The organism is Micrococcus sp. HOU01 (assembly GCF_035609305.1).
Lineage (GTDB): Bacteria > Actinomycetota > Actinomycetes > Actinomycetales > Micrococcaceae > Micrococcus > Micrococcus luteus.
Genome location: NZ_CP141211.1, coordinates 396,757 through 415,078 on the forward strand (window position 1 = coordinate 396,757; position 18,322 = coordinate 415,078).

The following is an 18,322-nucleotide window of genomic DNA, read 5'->3' on the forward strand; positions in this document are numbered from 1 at the left end:
GCGCCTCAGAACCCGAGGCTGCGCGCCTCCCGACGCAGCGCGTCCGCCGAGGCGTGCAACGCCCGCATCTCCGCCGCGTCCAGTTCCGGCTCGATCACGCGCGTGACGCCGTCGCGCCCCACCACGGACGGCATGGACAGCGCGACCCCCGAGAGCCCGTGGACGCCGTCGAGCACGGTGGAGACCGGCAGGATGGCGTGCTGGTCGCGCAGGATCGCCTCGAGCAGGCGGGTCGTGGCCACGCCGACCGCGTACGTGGTGGCGCCCTTGCCCTGGATCACCTCGTAGGCCGCGTTGACCACGGTGTCCGCGACTTCGTCCAGGTCGGCGCGGGTGAACAGCGGGTCGGCCGGCGTCGGCCACTCGAGGAGGGGCGTCGGGCCGATGCGCGCCGAGCTCCACGCGGGGAACTCCGTGTCCCCGTGCTCGCCGAGGATGGCCGCGTGCACCGACGACGCGTGGACCTGCGCCCGCGACGCCAGCAGCCACCGCAGGCGGGACGTGTCCAGGAGGGTGCCCGAGCCGATCACCCGGCCGGCAGGCAGACCGGTGAGGCGCTGGGCCACCAGCGTGAGGACGTCCACGGGATTGGTGACGAGCACGACCAGCGCGTCCGGCGCGTGCGCCTGCACCTGGGGCAGCAGACCGCGCAGGATCTCCACGTTGTGCGCGCCGAGGTCGAGGCGGGTCTGCCCCGGCCTCTGCTTGGCGCCGGCCGTGATCACCACGACCTCGCAGCCGGCCAGGACGTCCGGGTCCGCGCCGCCGGTCATCGCGGACGCAGAGGTGAACGGGGTGCCGTGGGCCAGGTCGAGGACCTCGGCGCGGACCTTGGGCTCGTCGATGTCGTAGAGGGCGACCTCGCGGGCGACGCCGCGGATCAGCGCCGCGTAGCAGATCGCCGTGCCGACGCCGCCGGCCCCCACGACGCCGACCTTGCGGTGGGCGGGTCCGAGGGACGAGGGGGAGTGGACGGGGGTGTGCTCGCTCATGCCGCGCAGGCTAGGGGTGCCCGGCCGGCCGACGGAACCAGAGGCCGCCCCGTCCCCCGATGTTCAGCGCCGGGTCACCTGGCGGGCAGGGCCGGGTCAGTCCTTCTTCTTGTCCGACTTCTTCTTGCGGGCCTTCTTCTCCGCCTTCTTCTCCGCCTTCTTGCGCTCCTTCTTCTCCTTCTCGGTCTCCCGGCGGGGCTCGTCGGCGGCGGCCTCGGAGTCCACGACGGCCTCCGGCGCCTCCGCCTCCTCCGGCCCGGCCGGCCCGGCCGGATCCGTCGCGGGTGCGGCCTCCGCCGCCTCGGCCAGGCGTGCCCGGTAGGAGCGCACGTGGGTGCGGTTGGCGCAGTTGGCCTCGTCGCAGAAGCGCTTGGACCGGTTCCGGCTGGCGTCCACGAGCGCGTTCTCGCAGTCCTCGCCCTCGCACACGCGCAGGCGGGTCAGCTCGCCGTCCATCGCGGTCTCCGCCAGCGCGAGGGCGGCCATCGCGGCCAGCCGCTCGACCGCGTCGGCGGGGACCTGTGCCGGGGCCAGCCCGACGACGTCGCCCCCGGCCGTCAGCCGCAGCGGCCCGGCCGCGGCGAGGAGGGCGTTCACGCGCTCCACGGCGGCCGCCTCGTCCACGGCGGCGAGGGCCCAGACCTCGGCCAGACGGCCGCGGAGCTCGCGGCCGCGCACGGCCGCGGCGGCGGCCAGGCGGAGGCGGACCTCGTCCTCCTGGAGTTCAGGGACGAGGGAGGGCAGCTGCGTGGCGGCGGTGAACCGCTCGTCGGCCGGCTGACCGCCCCGCAGGCCGGGGGCGGTGTTCAGGAACGCGGCGAGGGAGGCGAGGCGGGTGAGCGTCGGCGCGGAGAGCATGGGGAAATCGTACGGCGGGCCCGTCCGCCCGTCACCGGCTTCACGCCGCGTATCGGGTCGCCTCCGGCGCCTTCCCGTCCAGTACCCTGACCCCCACGGGCCCCGTCTGCGCGGCGGGGTGCACCCACGGGGCCGGAGGGCCCCCGAACCAGCACAGGAGACCTCCATGTCCCAGACCTCCCAGGCGACCGGTCGCCTCTCCGCCGGGCACGTCATCGTCAAGACCCTCGAGTCCCACGGCGTGAAGCGCGTCTACTCCGTGCCGGGCGAGTCCTACCTGGACGTCCTGGACGGCCTGCACGACTCGGGCATCGAGAACGTGGTGTGCCGCCACGAGGGCGGCGCCACGTACATGGCCGAGGCCGACGGCAAGATGAACGTGGTCCCTGGCGTCGCCATGGTGACGCGCGGCCCGGGCGCCGCGAACGCCCACGTCGGCCTGCACACCGCGTGGCAGGACTCGACGGCGCTCGTCCTGTTCGTCGGCCTGATCCCGTTCGAGCACCGCGGCCGCGAGGCCTTCCAGGAGTTCGACCCGCACGCCTGGTTCGGCACCGGTGCGAAGCGCGTGATGGTCCTGGACCACCCGGAGCGCGCCTCCGAGATCGTGGCCGAGGCCATGTTCGCCGCCAGCTCGGGCCGGCCCGGGCCCGTCGTCGTCGGCCTGCCGGAGGACGTGATCCGTGAGGAGATCGATGCGCACCTGCACCCGCAGATCCCCGTGGCCCCGGGCGGCATGACCGTGGAGGACTGGAAGTCCCTGCACGCCGCGCTCAAGGAGTCCCGCAAGCCGCTGTTCATCACCGGTGGCAACAACTGGACGGACGAGGGTGCGCAGACCCTGACGACGTGGCTCGAGGAGCACAAGATCCCCGCCGCCGCCGAGTGGCGCACCGAGGGCACCGTGCCGTTCTCCTCGCCGTCCTACGTGGGCCCGATCGGCTACGGCCGCCCGAAGCCGACCTACAACCTGCTCGAGGAGACCGACCTCATCGTGTTCGTCGGCACCGTGCCGGGCGACGTCGTGACCAATGGCTTCACCATCCGCCAGAACTGGGACAAGAAGAACTTCCTGGTCACCATCGACCCGTCCCTGCGCGGCCGCTCCGGCCCCGTGTCCCACCAGATCGTGGCCAAGCCGGACGGGTTCATCCGCGACCTCGTCCGCATGGAGCTCGAGGTCAAGCCGGAGTGGGAGGAGTGGACCTCCCGCATGCGCGGCGAGCAGGAGAAGTTCGCGGCCCTGCCCCCGGCCGAGCCGTCCGAGGGCCAGGCGAAGATGGCCACGCTCATGGCCAACCTGGTGCCGAAGCTGCCGAAGGACTCGATGATCTCCCTCGGCGCGGGCGAGCACACCAACTGGGCGCACCGGTACTTCCCGACCGAGGGCTATCGCTCCATGATCTCGGCCCGCAACGGCTCCATGGGCTACTCGGTGCCGGGTGCCGTGGCCGCGTCCCTGAACTTCCCGGACCGCACCGTGGTGACCATCGCCGGCGACGGCGAGTTCCTCATGAACGGCCAGGAGCTGGCGACCGCCGCGCAGTACGGCGCCACGCCCCTCGTGATCGTCATGGACAACCAGGAGTACGGCACCATCCGCACCCACCAGGAGCGCCAGTACCCCGGGCGCGTCTCCGGCACCCAGCTGAAGAACCCCGACTTCGCCGCCATGGCCCAGGCGTTCGGCGGCTTCGGGGTGCGCGTGGAGCGGGACGCGGACGTGCCGGCGGCCGTGGACGCGGCGCTCAAGGCCGTCCAGGAGGAGGGCCGGTTCGCGCTCATCCACCTGATCGTGGAGCAGCGCGTCAAGGCCTACTGAGGCCGGCGGCGCGACGCGGTCCGCGCCGTCCCTCCGGTCAGGCCGCCGTCGTGGGGACGTCGAAGCGCAGCTTCGGTTCGGGAAAGGGCGCACCGTCGAGGCCCGCCTCGACCCGGTCCCGCAGCACGCCCCCGCACGCACGGATCGTGGCCACGGAGGCGGTGTTCGTCTCGTCGCACGTGAGCAGGGCGGTGGACACCCCGTGCGCGGCCAGCAGCGTCAGCGCGCCCCGCAGCAGGCGCACGGCGTGCCCCCGCCGCCGGAACGCGGGGCGCACCGCGTAGCCCACGTGCCCGTTGACGTGCCGCAGCGCTTCGTTCAGCTCCCACCGCACGGACACCCGGCCCACCAGCTCGCCGTTCTCGTCCACGCCCACGTAGAAGGACGCGGGCACTCGGCCGGGCTCGACGTCGCCGCGCGCCTCGGCGGCGAACGCGCGGCGGACCGCGGGGAAGGAGCGGGTGCCGGCCATCAGGAAGTCGAACCCCTCCCGATGCAGTTCGGCGTCCGCCTCGCGCGCCGCGATCTCGTCCGCGGCGCGCAGCGGGCGCAGCAGGAGGCCGTCCACGGTGACGGTGGGGCTGGGGTCGGGGAGCATGTGCCGAGTGTACGAGGGTGGACGCCGGGCGCGGCCGCGTGAGCCGCCCGCCGCCCCAGCCCTCGTCCCCTCTCCACCCCCCGCGCCCCCCCACGACGCCAGGTGGGGTGACGTGGATCACGTTGCAGGCTAGGGTGGGGGGACCGACGATCGCCCATCCCCAGGAGGCCGCGATGACCGTGCCGTCCTCGTCGGCGGAGCATGCGCCCGCGCTCGAGGCTCGCCCCGAGATGCCGGGCGAGACCGTGTCCCGCGTCGCCATGACGCCCGCGGCGCTCGAGCTGATCCGCCGACTCCTCCCGATCCATGGCCCGCTCATGTTCCACCAGTCCGGCGGCTGCTGCGACGGCTCCGCGCCCATGTGCTATCCCGCCGGCGACTTCACGACCGGCGCCGCCGACGTCCTGCTGGGCACCTTCGCCCTGCCGGCCGAGGGGGACCAGGCCGCCGTGGAGATCCCGTTCTGGATGTCCGCCGCCCAGTTCGAGTACTGGAAGCACACCCACCTCACCCTGGACGTGGTGGACGGGCGCGGCTCCGGCTTCTCCGTCGAGGTGCCCGAAGGCAAGCGGTTCCTGATCCGTTCGCGGTTGATGGCCGGCTCGGGATGAGCTCGACCCTCGCCACCGGCGCCTACCGACGCGCCGTGGACCGGGCCCACGAGTCCCTCGACTCGGTCCGCCTGTCGCTCGCGCCGTCGTCGTCCACCGCTCCGACCGGCGCGGACCAGGGCCTGCGCGCCGCCCTCCAGGGGCTGCGGCGGGAGGTCCGCGAGTCCTGGCTGCGCTCCCTCGGCGCCCTCACCCCGGCGGGGTCGGCCCTCGACGCAGGAGCTTCCGCGGCCGCGCCCGCGGTGCCCGGCCAGACCGACCCGGCCACCCTCGCCGACGACAACCTCGCCGCCGCCCGCCGCGAGCAGCGTCTCGCCGTGGCCCTGCCGGTGGTCCGCCGCATGCTCATCCAGCCCGCGGCCGAGGCCGGGATGCTCGCCGCGATCGGCAACGCGCGCGGCCACCTGCTGTGGGTCGAGGGCGACCGGACTGCGGTGCGCCACGCCGAGACCATGGGCTTCGTGGCCGGCGCCGACTGGTCCGAGGCGTCCATGGGCACCTCCGCCCCCGGCATCGTCCTCGCGACCGGCGCCCCCACGCAGGTCAGCCGCGGCGAGCACCTGAGCCCGCGCGTGCACCCGTGGAGCTGTTCGGCCGTCCCGCTCACGGACCCGGCCACCGGGCGGCTCGTCGGGGTCCTGGACCTCACGGGTGGCGAGGACGCCGTCAGCCACCTCGCCCTGCCTCTGCTCCTGTCCACCGTGGACGCCGTGCACGCCGCCTGGCGGGACCTGCCCGCCCCGTCCCGGGGCCGTCCCCGCGGCACCGTCCCGACGCCGGGCCCCTCGGCTCCGCCGTCCGCCTCGCCGGGGCCGAGCCCCGCCGGCGCGCCGCACCGCCACGACGAGGCCGCGGGCCTGCTGCGCGTCACCGGCCACCTGCCGCCCACGCTGGACGGGGTCGAGCTCACCGGCCGGCACGCCGAGATCCTCACCCTCCTCGCGTGGCACGGCCCGGGCCTGACCGGCGCCGAGCTCGAGGTCGCGCTGTATCCGGAGGAGACGGCCGGGCCCCGGTCCGCGCCGGGCGACGCCCCCGCCCGCGCCATCTCGCTGCGCGCCGAGGTGCATCGACTCCGCCGGGCGCTGCGGGACGTGGGGGCGCCGGTGGAGCTGCTGTCCCGGCCGTACCGGCTCGTGGGGGAGGTGCACGCGGACCTGCTGTGCGCGCGGGAGGCGCTGCGCGCCGGGGATCTGGACCGTGCGCTGCACGCGGCGGTTGGGCCGGTGCTGCCGCGGTCGGCGTCCCCCGGTGTCGCCTCGATCCGCGCGGAGCTGGGGGAGGCGCTGCGCGAGGCCGTCGCCCAGGACGCAGATGTCGACCAGCTCTGGGCTTACCTGGGCCGCCCCGAGGCCCGCGACGACGTCGAGCTCTGGGGCGCCGCCCTGCGTCTGCTGCCGACGGACTCGCCGCGGCGCGCGCTCGCCGTGGCCACGCTCGAGCGGATCGAGCGGGACCTGGCCTGAGCCGGCCCGCCCCTCACCCGCGCCCGGCTGCAACCTTCGTGCAACCTCCCTGTGACTAGGGTCACAGCCACGGCAGGGCGCCACCCGGCGCCGAGGCAACCGCAGGCAAAGGAGCCAGCACCATGACCGTCTACGCATTCCCGGGCACCGAGGGAGCCAAGGTCGAGTTCAAGTCCCGCTACGAGCACTTCATCGGCGGAGAGTGGACACCCCCGGTCAAGGGCCAGTACTTCGAGAACGTCACGCCCGTGACGGGCAAGGTGTTCTGCGAGGTCGCCCGCGGCACGGCCGAGGACATCGACGCCGCCCTCGACGCCGCCTGGAAGGCCGCCCCGGCCTGGGGCGCCACCTCGCCGGCCGAGCGGGCGCTCGTGCTGCACCGCATCGCGGACCGCATGGAGGAGAACCTCGAGATGCTGGCGGTCGCGGAGACGTGGGACAACGGCAAGGCCGTCCGGGAGACCCTCAACGCGGACGTCCCGCTGGCCATCGACCACTTCCGGTACTTCGCGGGCGCGATCCGCGCGCAGGAGGGCCGCCTGTCCCAGGTGGATGAGGACACCGTCGCCTACCACTTCCACGAGCCGCTCGGCGTGGTCGGCCAGATCATCCCGTGGAACTTCCCGCTGCTGATGGGGGTGTGGAAGCTGGCGCCCGCGCTGGCCGCGGGCAACGCCGTCGTGATCAAGCCCGCCGAGCAGACCCCGGCCTCGATCATGGTGTTCATCGAGCTGATCGCGGACCTGCTGCCGGCCGGCGTCGTCAACGTGGTCAACGGCTTCGGCCTCGAGGCCGGCAAGCCGCTCGCGCAGTCGCCGCGCATCCGCAAGATCGCGTTCACGGGCGAGACGACGACGGGCCGGCTGATCATGCAGTACGCCTCGGAGAACATCATCCCGGTGACCCTGGAGCTGGGCGGCAAGTCGCCCAACGTGTTCTTCGAGGACGTCATGGCGAACGACGACGCCTACTGGGACAAGGCACAGGAGGGCTTCACCCTGTTCGCGCTGAACCAGGGCGAGGTCTGCACGTGCCCGTCGCGTGCGCTTGTGCAGGAGTCGATCGCGGAGAAGTTCCTCGACGCCGTCGTGGAGCGGACCTCGCGCATCGTCACCGGCAACCCCCTCGACACGGACGTGATGATGGGCGCCCAGGCCTCCAACGACCAGCTCGAGAAGATCACGTCCTACCTGGACATCGGCCGTCAGGAGGGCGCCGAGGTGCTCATCGGCGGCGCTCGCGCCGAGATGGAGGGCGAGCTGGCCGGCGGCTACTACGTGCAGCCCACGATCTTCCGCGGGGACAACTCGATGCGCATCTTCCAGGAGGAGATCTTCGGGCCGGTGGTCTCGACGACCACGTTCACCGACTTCGACGACGCCATGCGGATCGCCAACGACACGCTCTACGGTCTCGGCGCCGGCGTGTGGTCCCGGAACGGCAACACCGCCTACCGCGCGGGCCGGGCGATCCAGGCCGGCCGCGTGTGGGTGAACAACTACCACGCCTACCCGGCCCACGCCGCGTTCGGTGGGTACAAGTCCTCCGGCATCGGCCGTGAGAACCACCTGATGATGCTCGACCACTACCAGCAGACCAAGAACCTGCTCGTCTCCTACTCCGAGGACAAGCTCGGGTTCTTCTGAGCCGACGCCGGCACGGCACGACCCCCTCCCCACTCCACGAAAGGTGATCCCCCATGACCACGATGAAGGCAGCCGTCGTCACCCAGTTCGGCACAGAGGCCGACGTCACGGAGGTCGAGCGTCCGACGCCCGGCCAGCACGAAGCGCTCGTGAAGCTCATCTCCTCGGGCGTCTGTCACACGGACCTGCACGCGATGGAGGGCGACTGGCCGGTGAAGCCGACCCCGCCGTTCATCCCGGGCCACGAGGGCGTGGGCATCGTCGAGGAGGTCGGACCCGACGTCGAGAACCTCAAGGTCGGGGACATGGTCGGCAACGCGTGGCTGTGGCGAGCGTGCGGCCACTGCCAGTACTGCCGCACCGGGTGGGAGACCCTGTGCGAGGAGCAGGTCAACGGCGGCTACTCCGTGGACGGTTCGTTCGGTGAGTACATGCTCGTGGATGCCCGCTACGCGCCCGTGATCCCCGAGGGCGCGGACCCGATGGAGGTCGGCCCGATCCTGTGCGCCGGCGTCACGGTGTACAAGGGGCTGAAGCAGACCGAGGTGCGGCCCGGGCAGTGGGTCGTGATCTCCGGCATCGGCGGCCTGGGGCACATCGCGGTGCAGTACGCCGTGGCGATGGGCATGCGCGTGGTGGCCGTGGACGTCGCGGACGACAAGCTGGCGCTCGCCTCTCGGCACGGCGCGGAGCTGACCGTGAACGCGAACGTCGCGGACCCCTCCGTGGAGATCCAGGAGAAGATCGGCGGCGCCCACGGTGTGCTCGTCACGGCCGTGCACCCCCAGGCGTTCGGCCAGGCCATCGCGATGACCCGCCGCGGCGGCACCATCGTGTTCAACGGCCTGCCCCCGGGCGACTTCCCCGCGCCGATCTTCGACATCGTCCTCAAGGGCCTGACCATCCGCGGTTCGATCGTGGGCACCCGGCAGGACATGGTCGAGGCACTCGAGTTCTACGCGGCCGGGAAGATCCACCCGACGTTCCACACCCGTCCGCTCACCGAGATCAACGACGTGTTCGACGAGATGCGCCACGGCAAGATCGAGGGCCGCGTCGTGATCGACTACGCGATGCAGGACTGACGTGTCGCCTGGGCGTCGGCTGGGCGCGGGGTAGTATCGGCACATCACGCGCACCAGTGCGACGGCGGTCGTCCCACCCGGAGATCCGGGCCGGGGCGGCCGCCGTCGTCGTCGCGGGGACGGGGCGGGCCGCAGCGCGCCCGACGCCCGAGCCTCAGCGGGCCGCGTCCGGGGCGACCCCGTCGCGCAGCCACTCCAGCGTGGCCGGCCAGAAGGTCGGCGCGAACCGCGCGTGGAACAGTCCGAAGTGCCCGATCTCCGCGACACCGAGCTCCTCCGGCCGCACCCGCCAGCGCACCGTCCGCCGACCCGGCGAGTAGGCGTCCGCGCGGTCGAGGGCGGCTTCGGTGCCGAAGTTGTCGTCGACGGGCGCCACGATCAGCGCGTCCGCCGTGAACGCGGCCAGACGACGGCGCAGCTCGTCCCGGCCGGCGGTGGTGCGGGCGCTCGCGGTGAAGTCGCGGCGACTGCGCGCCCAGTCCAGGGCGACCCCGCGCGGCAGGTCCTCGAGCCAGCCGAGCCGCCGCCCCGGGAAGTGCCCGCGGGCCAGCGTGATCGCCGGCATCGCCGCGTGCCAGCGCGCCCACATCCGCGCCCTCCCCGGCCGCGCCCGGTAGTCCCGCCAGTGGGCGTGCTGCCCGCCGACGGCCACGTGCCGGGCCACGTGACGCGCCTCGTCCGCGAGCCCGACGCCGAACCCGCCGAAGCTGTGGCCCACCGTCAGGAGGGGGCCGGGCAGGCGCGTCCGGGCCCAGCCGAGCACGGCGTCCGCGTCGAGGGCGCCCCAGTCCGCCCACCGCGCCCGCCGCGCCACGGCGAACGGCTCGCGGGACTCCCCGACACCCCGGTAGTCGAACGTGACCGCGTGGAACCCGTGGCCGGCGAGGAACTCGGCGTAGCGCCGGTAGTACGTGGCCTTCACCCCGGTCGCGGGGGCGATCACCACCGCGCCGGCGGGCCGGGCCTGGGGCGCCGTCGTGGGGGCGAAGTGGCGGGCCGCGAGCACGAAGCCGTCGCGGGCGCGGAGGCGCGCGGGGGTGGAGGTGGTCTGCGTCACGCCGCCACCCTAGGTGTAGGAGGGCATGACGTTGTTGACTCGGGCCGGTGCCAACGAGGCCGGAGGGGCGTCCCCGCAGGAGGTATGAGGCCGATGGTAGTTGTAGTGGTTCACCCACACGGCCAGCGCCTCACGCCGAGCTGTCTCTGAGGTATACGGGCGGGCGTAGAGGACCTCATCGACCATCAGCCGGTTGTAGCGTTCGACCTTCCCGTTATGGCGCGGGGTGTAGGGGCGGATCCGGTGGTGCCGGCCCCCGAGCGAGACCACCTTGGCGGTGAAGTCCGCAGCCCGGTAGTTGTTTCCGTTGTCCGTGATCACCCGGTCCACGGTGATGCCGTGGGCGGCGAAGAACGCCCTCGCCCGGCAGTAGAAGCTCACGGTCGTGGCCGCCCGCTCGTCCTCCAACGCCTCGGTGTACGCCAGGCGGGTGAACCCGTCGATCGCCGAGTGCAGATAGGTGTACCCGACCCGCCGGCCGGCACCACGCTTGGAAGCACGGCCTGCTTCACTTTCACGTCCGTGAGCACGCCAGCCGCCCCCGTCAGGGATCTTCCCGATCTTCTTCACGTCCAGGTGCACCATGTGCCCCGGGCCGCGGGCGGTGATCTTCTGGGGTCGTTGGCGCAGGTCCTCACCCGTGGGCGCGAGGTCTGGCAACCGGGAGATGCCCAGTCGGTGCAGCCACCTGCCCACAGTGCGCAGGCACAGCTGGTGGCCTTCAGAGACGAGGTGGTGATGGATGCGGCGGGCTGACCACTTCTCCCTGCGACGCAGGGTCTGGATCTGGGCCACCACCTCGGGGTCGAGCTGGGCAGGTGAACGGCGCGGACGGCTGGGCCGGTCGAGCAGCCCGGCCTCGCCCTCGGCGCGGTAGCGGGCCACCCAGGTGGCCACCGTGGGCCGGCTCACCCGGAACTCGGCGGCCACGTGCGCCTGCGGGATCCCGTCGTGCAGGTGGCGGTGGACCATCCTGAGACGGCCGGTGGGAGTCAGGGGTGCGTTAGCGTGAGTCATGAGTGGGTCTCTTCTGGCAGGTGGGTTGTTGAGGAACTTCCATCCTGCGGGAGAGGCCCACTCGTCTCATCTCAGCCCGGTACGGATGTCAAGAACCTCATGACCCACAACACCTAGGCGCGGGGCGGCGCGACCTGCGACACAATGGGCCCATGACTGAGACCCCCCAGAGCTCGTCCGGCCAGAGCCGGGACGAGATCCTCGCCCGCCTCGAGGAGATCTACGCGAACGACCCCGCGGTGCGCGAGCACGGCGTCACCCTCGGCGAGGTGGCCGAGGGCCGCGTGGTGCTGCACCGCGACGTCACCGCGGACATGGTGAACTCCCACGAGATCTGCCACGGCGGCTTCCTGTTCCACCTCGCGGACTCGGCGCTGGCGTACTGCGTGGCGACCTTCGGCGCCGCCCCCGTCACCCGGCGCGCCGAGATCACCTACGTGGCGCCCGCCAGGCTCGGCGCGCACCTCGTGGCGACCGCCCGCCAGTCGGTGGAGTTCGGTCGCGACCGCATGATCGAGGTCGGCATCGAGGCGGACGGCCAGCTCGCAGCCTGGTTCACCGGCCACTCCACGAGCCCGCGGGTGCACGCGTGAGCGCCGGGCAGGGCGCGACGACGGCCGGTCCGGTCATCGAGTCGGTGGAGCTGCACGTGGCCGCGGGGGCGGAGGCGGCGTTCGAGGCCGCCGTCGCCGAGGCCGAGCCGCTGTTCCGGGACGGGGGCGCGACGTCCTTCGCACTGTCCCGGCAGGTGGAGGACCCGGCGCGCTACCGGCTGCTGATCGGCTGGCGCACGCTCGAGGACCACACCGTGGCCTTCCGCGAGTCCGACGCGTTCCTCGCGTGGCGTGCGCTCGTCACCCCGCACCTGGCGCAGCCGCCGGCCGCGACCCACTGGTCCGCCGTCTGACCCCCGCACCCCCCGTTTTCGTTCGGGAAACGGCGGTCCCCGGCGCGTTTTCGTTCGAGAAACGGCGCGAGGGCCGACCGTTTCCCGAACGAAAGTGCCCGACACGCCGCCGTTTCCCGAACGAAAGTGCGGACGGAGACGGGGTCGGTTCAGAGGTGACGGCCGGCCAACCGCGTGAGGCTCGACTGGATGCCCCTCCCGTTGTCCGCCGGCACCCGCAGCAGCTCGTACGCACGGCGCACGGCCGGCCGGGCCCACGAGTAGTCGAAGGTCTCGGTGACCTCGGTGGTGCCGTCCCCGTTGTCCTGGAACGCCCAGCGCCACCGGTGTCCGCCCGGGTGGGCCCACTCCACGAGCTCGTCCTCGTCCACGGCGGTGGCGGTCAGCGTCATCGTGTACGGCACCCCGTACTTCCGCATGGCCACGCGGAACCGGTCGCCCACGGCCAGCCGGTGCGGCCCGCTCACCTTCGGCCGCACGGTCCCGGACCCGTCCGCCTCGTGATGGCGGTGCGGGTCCGCGAGCATCGCCCACAGCTCGTGCGCCGGCGCGGCCACGGTGGCCCGGTAGGACACCTGGTGCTCGCCGGTCTCCACGCGCTCGGGCCACGCCGCCTGCGGGGCGGCCTGCGGCAGCCCGGACGACGACGGCGCGGCGGCGGACTCGGTCTCGGGGGTGGCGGACGAGGGGGTCGGCTCGGTGTTCATGCCGCCCAGTCTAGGAACCGCCGCGGACACCGGAAGTGGAGGCGACGGCACCCCCTCGGCGGGACACCACAGCACTCTTGCCGGGGGCCCGCCCCGGGCCTAGGGCGTGTCTGAGAATAGATGCACGAGTCAGCTGAGACCCTGGGGACATGTCCCGGTTCCAGATGCTCTCCGACGCCCAATGGGAGTTGATCGCCCCGATGCTCCCGACCCGGACCGGCCGCGCCGGCAGGCCGTTCGCCGACGCCCGCACCATGGTGGAGGCGATCATCTACCGGTACCGGTGCGGAATCGCTTGGAGGGATCTGCCCGAGGTCTACGGGCCCTGGCAGACCGTGTGGACCTGGCATCGGCGCTTGGCCGAAAAAGGCACATGGGACACGGTGCTGGCCACGCTGACCGCCGCCGCTGACGCCGAAGGCCTGATCGATTGGTCGGTCTCGGTGGACTCCACGATCGCCCGCGCCCACCAGCACGCGACGAACATCACCCGCCACACAGGGGGATGGATCGAACTACAAGAATCCGCGTGAGGAGCCGGCCGATCACGGCATCGGGCGCTCCCGTGGCGGGCTGAGCACGAAGATCCATCAGCTCGTCGATGGGACCGGGCTGCCGCTGGTCAGCCTGATCACCCCCGGCCAGGCAGGGGACTCCCCGATGCTGCTTCCTCTTCTGGAGCAGCTGCGCGTGACCCGGCCAGTAGGGCGGCCCCGGACCCGCCCCGAGGCCGTGCTGGGCGATAAGGCGTACTCCTCCCGGGCGATCCGCACCCACCTACGCGCCCGTGGGATCAAAGCGGTCATCCCCGAACCGGCCGACCAGCAGGGCCACCGCAGACGGCGCGGTGCCCGCGGCGGGCGCCCCGTCAGCCTCGACGCGGCCGCCTACAAGGGCCGCAACGTCATCGAGCGCCAGTACGCGCACCTGAAGCAGTGGCGGGGCCTGGCGACCCGGTATGACAAGTACGCGATCATCTACAGGGCCGCTGTGGTCCTGAATGCTGTGATCGCATGGTCAAAACGATTGTCAGACATGCCCTAGGGTCAGGTCATGGGCGCATGGGGCAGAAACGTCTTCCAGAACGACACGGCGCTGGACATCGTGGACGAGGTCCTCGACGGTACCTTCGACCTCGACGAGTTCCGCAGGAACTTCCGTCGCGACGAGGACGAGGGCCACCTGACCGCGAGCCAGGGCGCCGCACTCCTCACCCTCGGGGCGCTCGTGCGGATCGCCCGGAACGAGGACCACGCGGACCTCGAGGCCCTGCTCGAGCACGCGGAGACGGACGAGGTGGACCTCACCGCCTTCATCGATCAGTTCTCGGACGAGGACGTCGAGACCCTGCGCGAGCTGATCGGCGTGGTCATCCGCGAGCCCTCCTGCTCCGAGCTCTACCAGCTCTGGGAGGAGTCCGGCGAGCTCGAGCAGTGGCTCGAGTACTCCCGCGAATGCCTGCCCTGACCGGCCGGCCGGTCCGGGGTGGACCCGGCCCGGCCAGCCCCGCCCCGGCTCAGCGCGCGTAGCGGGTGAGCCGCAGCGAGTTCAGCACCACGAGCACGCTCGAGGCCGCCATCGCGCCGCCGGCGATCATCGGGTTGAGCAGGCCCAGGGCCGCGACCGGGATGCCGAGCACGTTGTAGGCGAACGCCCAGAACAGGTTCATCCGGATGATCCCCAGGGTGCGGCGGCTCAGGTCGAGCGCCTGGACCACCTGGTGCAGGTCGTCGCCCATCACGGTGATCTGCGCGGCCTCGCGGGCCACGTCCGTCCCCGAGCCCATGGCGATGCCCATGTCCGCCGCGGCGAGCGCCGGGGCGTCGTTGACGCCGTCGCCCACCATGGCCACCACGGCGCCCTCGGACTGCAGGCGCGTCACCACGTCCACCTTGTCCTCGGGGCGCACGCCGGCCACCACGTCCTCGGCCGGGATCCCGACGGCCTCCGCCACCTGGGCGGCGACGGCGGCGTTGTCGCCGGTCACCAGCAGCGGGCGCAGGCCCATCTGCCGCAGGCGGGCGATCGCGTCGGCGGAGGTGTCCTTCACGGTGTCCCGGACGGACAGGACGCCCGCCACGCGGCCGCCGACCGCGACCCACACGGCCGTGGCGCCGGCCTGCTCCGCGGCCTCGAACGCGGCCCGGTGCTCGGCGGGGATGCCGCCGTCGAGGGCGGTCTCGAGGACGGAGCCGCGGCCGACGGCCACGCGGACCGGATCCGGGCCGGCGGCGCCGTGCGCGCCGGAGCCGGGTGCGCCGTCGTCGTGGGGGAGGGCGACCAGCCCGGACACGCCGCCGCCGGCCGTGGAGGCGAAGTCCGCCACGCCGGGCACGGTCAGGCCACGCTCCTCGGCGCCGGCCACGATCGCGCGGGCGATCGGGTGCTCGGACCCGCGCTCGACGGCGGCCGCCAGGGTCAGCAGGACGTCGGCGGCCTGGTCCGGCGCCGTTTCGTCAACGAAAGCGCTCCGGGAGGCGCCCGTTTCGGCCACGAAAGCGGGGTCGAGGACGAGCACGTCCGCCAGCGCCATGCGGCCCTCGGTCACGGTGCCGGTCTTGTCCAGCACGATCGTGTCCACGGTGCGCGAGTCCTCGAGCACCTCGGGGCCGCGGATGAGGATGCCCAGCTGCGCGGCGCGGCCGGTGCCGGCCAGCAGGCCGACCGGGGTCGCCAGGCCGAGGGCGCACGGGCACGCGATCACGAGCACGGCCACGCCGGCGCGCAGCGCGGACGGCAGGTCGCCGGTCACGATCATCCACACCGCGAAGGTCAGCACGGCGATCCCGAGCACGATCGGCACGAACACGGCGGAGATGCGGTCGGCCAACCGGGCCACGCGCGCCTTGCCGGTCTGCGCCTCGGAGACGAGCCGCCCCATCTGGGCGAGCGTCGTGTCCGAGCCGACCCGCGTCGCGCGGGCCACGAGCCGGCCCGAGGTGTTCAGGGTGGCGCCGGTGAGGGCGTCCCCGGGGCCGACCTCCACGGGCACGGACTCGCCGGTGAGCAGGGAAGCGTCCACGGCCGAGGTGCCCTCGAGCACCTCGGCGTCCGTGGGCACCTTCTCGCCGGGGCGGATCAGCACGACGTCGCCCGGCGCGAGGGACTCGGCGGGCACCGTGCGCTCGTCGTGGGTCTCGGGGTCGTAGAGGGTGGCCTGGGCCGCGCCCAGGTCCAGGAGGGCCCGCAGCGCGGCGCCGGCCTCCCGCTTGGCGCGGGCCTCGAGCCAGCGGCCCAGCAGCAGGAACGTGGTGATGACCGCGGCCGTCTCGAAGTACAGGCTGTGGTGGGCCATCTCCGCCATGGTCCCGCCCACGTGGGCGGTCATGTCCGGCGCCAGGATCAGCTCCACGGCCGAGAAGGAGAAGGAGACGAGCACGCCCAGGGACACGAGGGTGTCCATCGTGGACGAGCCGTGCCGGGCCGCGCGGAACGCCGCCGAGTGGAACGGCCACGCCGCCCACAGCGCCACGGGCGCCGCCAGGGCGAACGCGACCCAGCCCCAGTGCGGGAACTGCAGCGCCGGGACCATGGAGATCAGCACGAGCGGCACCGTCAGCACCGCCGCGCCGATCAGGCGCGGTGTGAGCACGTCCTCACTCGGACCGTGGGCCATGTGGTCGTGGTGGTCCACGCCGTCATGGTCCGCGGCATGCTCCTCGCCGTGCTCCTCGCCGTGCTCGGAGGTGTGCGCGTGCCCGGCGTGTCCGGCGTGTCCGGCCGGCGGGGCGGGACGGCGCACGGTGGCGCCGTACCCGGCCTTCTCGACGGCGGCCACGAGCTCCTCGTCCGACACGCCGGCGGGCGCGGTGACGGTGGCCTGTTCGAGCGGCAGGTTCACGGACGCCGTGACGCCCTCGAGCTTGCCCAGCTTGCGCTCGACGCGACCCACGCACGAGGCGCAGGTCATGCCGGTGACGTCCAGGTCGACGCGGCGGGTGGTCTCGGTTTGCGGGCCGGCCGGGGTGGAGGAGGCGGGGTGGGTCATGGGTCAGGCCCCCACCAGCGTGTAGCCGGCCTCCTCGACGGCGGCGCGCGCGGCGGCGGGGTCGAGGGGGCCCTCGGAGGTGACGGTGGCGGTGGAGACGCCCCCGGCGTTCAGGTCCACGTCCACGGCGGAGACGCCGGCGATCTCGCCGAGCTCCTCCTGGACGGAGGCGACGCAGTGGCCGCAGGTCATGCCGGTGATCTTCAGGTCGGTGGTGGTCATCTCGTGCTCCTCGTGCGGTGGTGGGTGGGCGACGGCGCCGGTCAGCGCAGCAGGCGGCCGAGGGCGGCCGTCGCCTCGGCGACCTTCTCGTCGATGAGCTCGGTGCGGCCTTCCGCCTCGGCCTGCACCGCGGCCTCCGCCACGCAGTGACGCAGGTGCTCCGAGGTGAGGTTCAGGCTGAGGGACTGCAGCGCCTTCGTGACGGCGGCGACCTGCGTGAGGACGTCGATGCAGTACACGTCCTCGTCCACCATGCGGTGGAGGCCGCGCACCTGCCCCTCGATGCGGCGCAGTCGAGCGAGGTGCTTCGCCTTGTCCCGGTGCACCTCGTGCGGGGGCCGGTGGCCGTCGCAGGCGTCCGCCGCGGCGGACGGAAGGGGCGAGGCGGCGGCGGGCGCCGTCGTCGTGCTGTCCGTGCTCATACCCCCTGTTCTATACCCCAGGGGGGTATAGGTCAAGGGGTCGGCCGACGCGGGTGCCCTCCTCCGGCAGCGGGGTGGCGGCTTCGCCCAGATCGGCGATCAGGCCGCGGACCTCCAGGTCCAGGGCGTCGCGCACGCCGCGCACCTGCTCGAGGCTCATGCCGCGGATCGACGGCACGGACCACTTGTGCACCTGTGCGCCCTCGGGGATCTCGAACGAATCCGCGCCGTCGAAGAGCACCACGATCTCGGCGGCCCGGAGCACATCCGGGTCCAGGCCCTTGGTGTACGTGTGGTGCAGCGGGATGCCGATCTCGTTCATCGCCTCGAACGCGGTGGAGATGACCTCGCCGGCGGGCTCCGTGCTGGCCGAACGGGCCCTGACCTCGCCGTGGGTGCGGTTCTCGAGCAGGGCCGCGGCCATCTGCGAGCGGCCGGCGTTGCCGTGGCAGACGAACAGCACACGCGGGTGGCGGGACTCGATGCTGCCCTGGTTGATCGCCCTGGCGCGCAGGCGCGAGGCGGCATGCTGCACCGAGGTGGTCGGCAGCATCTCCGGGTGGCGGCTCGTCTCGGCGAGCTCGGCGTAGGAGTCGAACAGGAGCTGACGCACCGTCGCCTCGTCGGCCACGCCGGGGAAGCGCGCCATCAGCGGCCCGACCTCGCGCTCGAGCACGTGCGCGGCCATCCCGTGCGGCACGGGGTGCACCGCGGCGGGGATGTCCGGCGCGGCCGTCGTGTCCAGCGGCATGTCGTCCACCGCCGGTGCGTGATCGGCGTGGGGGTCCGGGGGGATGGGGGCCATGGTGCGAGTCCTCCGGGGAAGGCGGTCGGCTGAACGCGAGGTGAACAGGTGCCCCCACCCTGCGACGTCGGGTGTGCCGGCGCAAGCCTTGACGGGATCCCTCCGCGCACGACGACGCC

19 protein-coding genes are annotated in these 18,322 nt (G+C 73.1%); 9 read left to right on the forward strand and 10 right to left on the reverse strand.

The window, feature by feature from the left end; translation table 11 throughout:
* Positions 1-5: 5 nt before the first annotated feature.
* Both SOY78_RS01855 and SOY78_RS01860 read right to left on the reverse strand, forming a co-directional pair.
* Complete coding sequence (locus tag SOY78_RS01855) at positions 6-992, reverse strand: L-lactate dehydrogenase (protein WP_041103415.1); 987 nt, start codon at positions 990-992, stop codon at positions 6-8.
* A 96-nt stretch (positions 993-1,088) separates the two neighbouring features.
* Positions 1,089-1,850: a CGNR zinc finger domain-containing protein gene (locus SOY78_RS01860; RefSeq protein WP_041103413.1), complete on the reverse strand. Its 762-nt coding sequence runs from the start codon at positions 1,848-1,850 to the stop codon at positions 1,089-1,091.
* Between the two features lie 166 nt (positions 1,851-2,016).
* Between SOY78_RS01860 and SOY78_RS01865 the strand changes: the two genes are divergently transcribed.
* Complete coding sequence (locus tag SOY78_RS01865) at positions 2,017-3,672, forward strand: thiamine pyrophosphate-dependent enzyme (protein WP_324701691.1); 1,656 nt, start codon at positions 2,017-2,019, stop codon at positions 3,670-3,672.
* Between the two features lie 37 nt (positions 3,673-3,709).
* Here SOY78_RS01865 and SOY78_RS01870 read toward each other — a convergent pair whose 3' ends face one another.
* Entirely contained in the window at positions 3,710-4,270 is a 561-nt protein-coding gene (locus SOY78_RS01870; RefSeq protein ID WP_317677100.1) for a GNAT family N-acetyltransferase, read from the reverse strand.
* Between the two features lie 173 nt (positions 4,271-4,443).
* Here SOY78_RS01870 and SOY78_RS01875 point away from each other — a divergent pair, with 173 nt between their 5' ends.
* The 4 genes from SOY78_RS01875 (at position 4,444) to adhP (ending at position 9,078) form a co-directional block, all read left to right on the forward strand.
* A complete protein-coding gene (locus SOY78_RS01875; RefSeq protein ID WP_036339549.1) occupies positions 4,444-4,881 on the forward strand; it encodes a DUF779 domain-containing protein in 438 nt (145 codons plus the stop codon).
* On the forward strand, positions 4,878-6,347 hold the full coding sequence (locus SOY78_RS01880) for a helix-turn-helix domain-containing protein (RefSeq protein ID WP_324701692.1): 1,470 nt from the start codon (positions 4,878-4,880) through the stop codon (positions 6,345-6,347). Before SOY78_RS01875 ends, SOY78_RS01880 begins: the two co-directional genes overlap by 4 nt.
* A 122-nt stretch (positions 6,348-6,469) precedes the next feature.
* A complete protein-coding gene (locus tag SOY78_RS01885; protein WP_041103406.1) occupies positions 6,470-7,993 on the forward strand; it encodes an aldehyde dehydrogenase family protein in 1,524 nt (507 codons plus the stop codon).
* Between the two features lie 53 nt (positions 7,994-8,046).
* Positions 8,047-9,078 carry an alcohol dehydrogenase AdhP gene (gene adhP, locus SOY78_RS01890; RefSeq protein ID WP_073117416.1) on the forward strand — a complete coding sequence of 344 codons (1,032 nt, stop codon included), beginning with the start codon at positions 8,047-8,049 and terminating at the stop codon, positions 9,076-9,078.
* Between the two features lie 154 nt (positions 9,079-9,232).
* Here the strand turns inward: adhP and SOY78_RS01895 are convergent, their stop codons facing one another.
* A complete protein-coding gene (locus SOY78_RS01895) occupies positions 9,233-10,135 on the reverse strand; it encodes an alpha/beta fold hydrolase (protein ID WP_324701693.1) in 903 nt (300 codons plus the stop codon).
* A 9-nt stretch (positions 10,136-10,144) separates the two neighbouring features.
* Positions 10,145-11,152 (reverse strand): IS481 family transposase, encoded by a 1,008-nt coding sequence (locus tag SOY78_RS01900; RefSeq protein ID WP_324701479.1) that lies wholly within the window; start codon positions 11,150-11,152, stop codon positions 10,145-10,147.
* Between the two features lie 152 nt (positions 11,153-11,304).
* On the opposite strand from SOY78_RS01900, the gene SOY78_RS01905 reads away from it, so the two are divergent.
* Both SOY78_RS01905 and SOY78_RS01910 read left to right on the forward strand, forming a co-directional pair.
* Entirely contained in the window at positions 11,305-11,745 is a 441-nt protein-coding gene (locus SOY78_RS01905) for a hotdog fold thioesterase (protein ID WP_036316750.1), read from the forward strand.
* On the forward strand, positions 11,742-12,059 hold the full coding sequence (locus SOY78_RS01910; RefSeq protein WP_095347676.1) for a putative quinol monooxygenase: 318 nt from the start codon (positions 11,742-11,744) through the stop codon (positions 12,057-12,059). Before SOY78_RS01905 ends, SOY78_RS01910 begins: the two co-directional genes overlap by 4 nt.
* Positions 12,060-12,208: 149 nt before the next feature.
* On the opposite strand, the gene SOY78_RS01915 is transcribed toward SOY78_RS01910, so the two are convergent.
* Positions 12,209-12,766 (reverse strand): SRPBCC family protein, encoded by a 558-nt coding sequence (locus SOY78_RS01915; protein ID WP_063189317.1) that lies wholly within the window; start codon positions 12,764-12,766, stop codon positions 12,209-12,211.
* A 149-nt stretch (positions 12,767-12,915) separates the two neighbouring features.
* On the opposite strand from SOY78_RS01915, the gene SOY78_RS01920 reads away from it, so the two are divergent.
* Both SOY78_RS01920 and SOY78_RS01925 read left to right on the forward strand, forming a co-directional pair.
* Positions 12,916-13,810, forward strand: a protein-coding gene (locus SOY78_RS01920) for an IS5 family transposase (protein WP_119217202.1) whose coding sequence is annotated in 2 segments (ribosomal slippage) — positions 12,916-13,272 and positions 13,274-13,810 — 894 coding nt in all. Because the reading frame shifts where the segments join, the coding sequence is not laid out codon by codon here.
* 9 nt (positions 13,811-13,819) lie between these two features.
* Positions 13,820-14,233, forward strand: a complete 414-nt coding sequence (locus SOY78_RS01925) for a DUF4259 domain-containing protein (protein ID WP_036384294.1) — start codon at positions 13,820-13,822, stop codon at positions 14,231-14,233.
* Between the two features lie 49 nt (positions 14,234-14,282).
* On the opposite strand, the gene SOY78_RS01930 is transcribed toward SOY78_RS01925, so the two are convergent.
* The 4 genes from SOY78_RS01930 to SOY78_RS01945 are packed head-to-tail and all read right to left on the reverse strand — an operon-like array spanning position 14,283 to position 18,203.
* Positions 14,283-16,754 carry a heavy metal translocating P-type ATPase gene (locus tag SOY78_RS01930; RefSeq protein ID WP_095347739.1) on the reverse strand — a complete coding sequence of 824 codons (2,472 nt, stop codon included), beginning with the start codon at positions 16,752-16,754 and terminating at the stop codon, positions 14,283-14,285.
* 3 nt (positions 16,755-16,757) lie between these two features.
* The gene (locus SOY78_RS01935; RefSeq protein ID WP_069941384.1) at positions 16,758-16,976 is read right to left on the reverse strand and encodes a heavy-metal-associated domain-containing protein; all 219 of its coding nucleotides are present in this window, start codon (positions 16,974-16,976) and stop codon (positions 16,758-16,760) included.
* A 41-nt stretch (positions 16,977-17,017) separates the two neighbouring features.
* On the reverse strand, positions 17,018-17,398 hold the full coding sequence (locus SOY78_RS01940; protein WP_002856860.1) for a metal-sensitive transcriptional regulator: 381 nt from the start codon (positions 17,396-17,398) through the stop codon (positions 17,018-17,020).
* Positions 17,399-17,408: 10 nt separating this feature from the next.
* Entirely contained in the window at positions 17,409-18,203 is a 795-nt protein-coding gene (locus SOY78_RS01945; protein ID WP_324701694.1) for a low molecular weight phosphatase family protein, read from the reverse strand.
* Positions 18,204-18,322: the final 119 nt, after the last annotated feature.

Bases quoted from the DNA above. Each gene is read 5' to 3' on its own strand.
- SOY78_RS01855 (WP_041103415.1), bottom strand. From the start codon at position 992: ATGAGCGAGCACACCCCCGTCCACTCCCCCTCGTCCCTCGGACCCGCC.
- SOY78_RS01860 (WP_041103413.1), bottom strand. From the start codon at position 1,850: ATGCTCTCCGCGCCGACGCTCACCCGCCTCGCCTCCCTCGCCGCGTTC.
- SOY78_RS01865 (WP_324701691.1), top strand. From the start codon at position 2,017: ATGTCCCAGACCTCCCAGGCGACCGGTCGCCTCTCCGCCGGGCACGTC.
- SOY78_RS01870 (WP_317677100.1), bottom strand. From the start codon at position 4,270: ATGCTCCCCGACCCCAGCCCCACCGTCACCGTGGACGGCCTCCTGCTG.
- SOY78_RS01875 (WP_036339549.1), top strand. From the start codon at position 4,444: ATGACCGTGCCGTCCTCGTCGGCGGAGCATGCGCCCGCGCTCGAGGCT.
- SOY78_RS01880 (WP_324701692.1), top strand. From the start codon at position 4,878: ATGAGCTCGACCCTCGCCACCGGCGCCTACCGACGCGCCGTGGACCGG.
- SOY78_RS01885 (WP_041103406.1), top strand. From the start codon at position 6,470: ATGACCGTCTACGCATTCCCGGGCACCGAGGGAGCCAAGGTCGAGTTC.
- adhP (WP_073117416.1), top strand. From the start codon at position 8,047: ATGACCACGATGAAGGCAGCCGTCGTCACCCAGTTCGGCACAGAGGCC.
- SOY78_RS01900 (WP_324701479.1), bottom strand. From the start codon at position 11,152: ATGACTCACGCTAACGCACCCCTGACTCCCACCGGCCGTCTCAGGATG.
- SOY78_RS01905 (WP_036316750.1), top strand. From the start codon at position 11,305: ATGACTGAGACCCCCCAGAGCTCGTCCGGCCAGAGCCGGGACGAGATC.
- SOY78_RS01915 (WP_063189317.1), bottom strand. From the start codon at position 12,766: ATGAACACCGAGCCGACCCCCTCGTCCGCCACCCCCGAGACCGAGTCC.
- SOY78_RS01925 (WP_036384294.1), top strand. From the start codon at position 13,820: ATGGGCGCATGGGGCAGAAACGTCTTCCAGAACGACACGGCGCTGGAC.
- SOY78_RS01930 (WP_095347739.1), bottom strand. From the start codon at position 16,754: ATGACCCACCCCGCCTCCTCCACCCCGGCCGGCCCGCAAACCGAGACC.
- SOY78_RS01935 (WP_069941384.1), bottom strand. From the start codon at position 16,976: ATGACCACCACCGACCTGAAGATCACCGGCATGACCTGCGGCCACTGC.
- SOY78_RS01940 (WP_002856860.1), bottom strand. From the start codon at position 17,398: ATGAGCACGGACAGCACGACGACGGCGCCCGCCGCCGCCTCGCCCCTT.
- SOY78_RS01945 (WP_324701694.1), bottom strand. From the start codon at position 18,203: ATGGCCCCCATCCCCCCGGACCCCCACGCCGATCACGCACCGGCGGTG.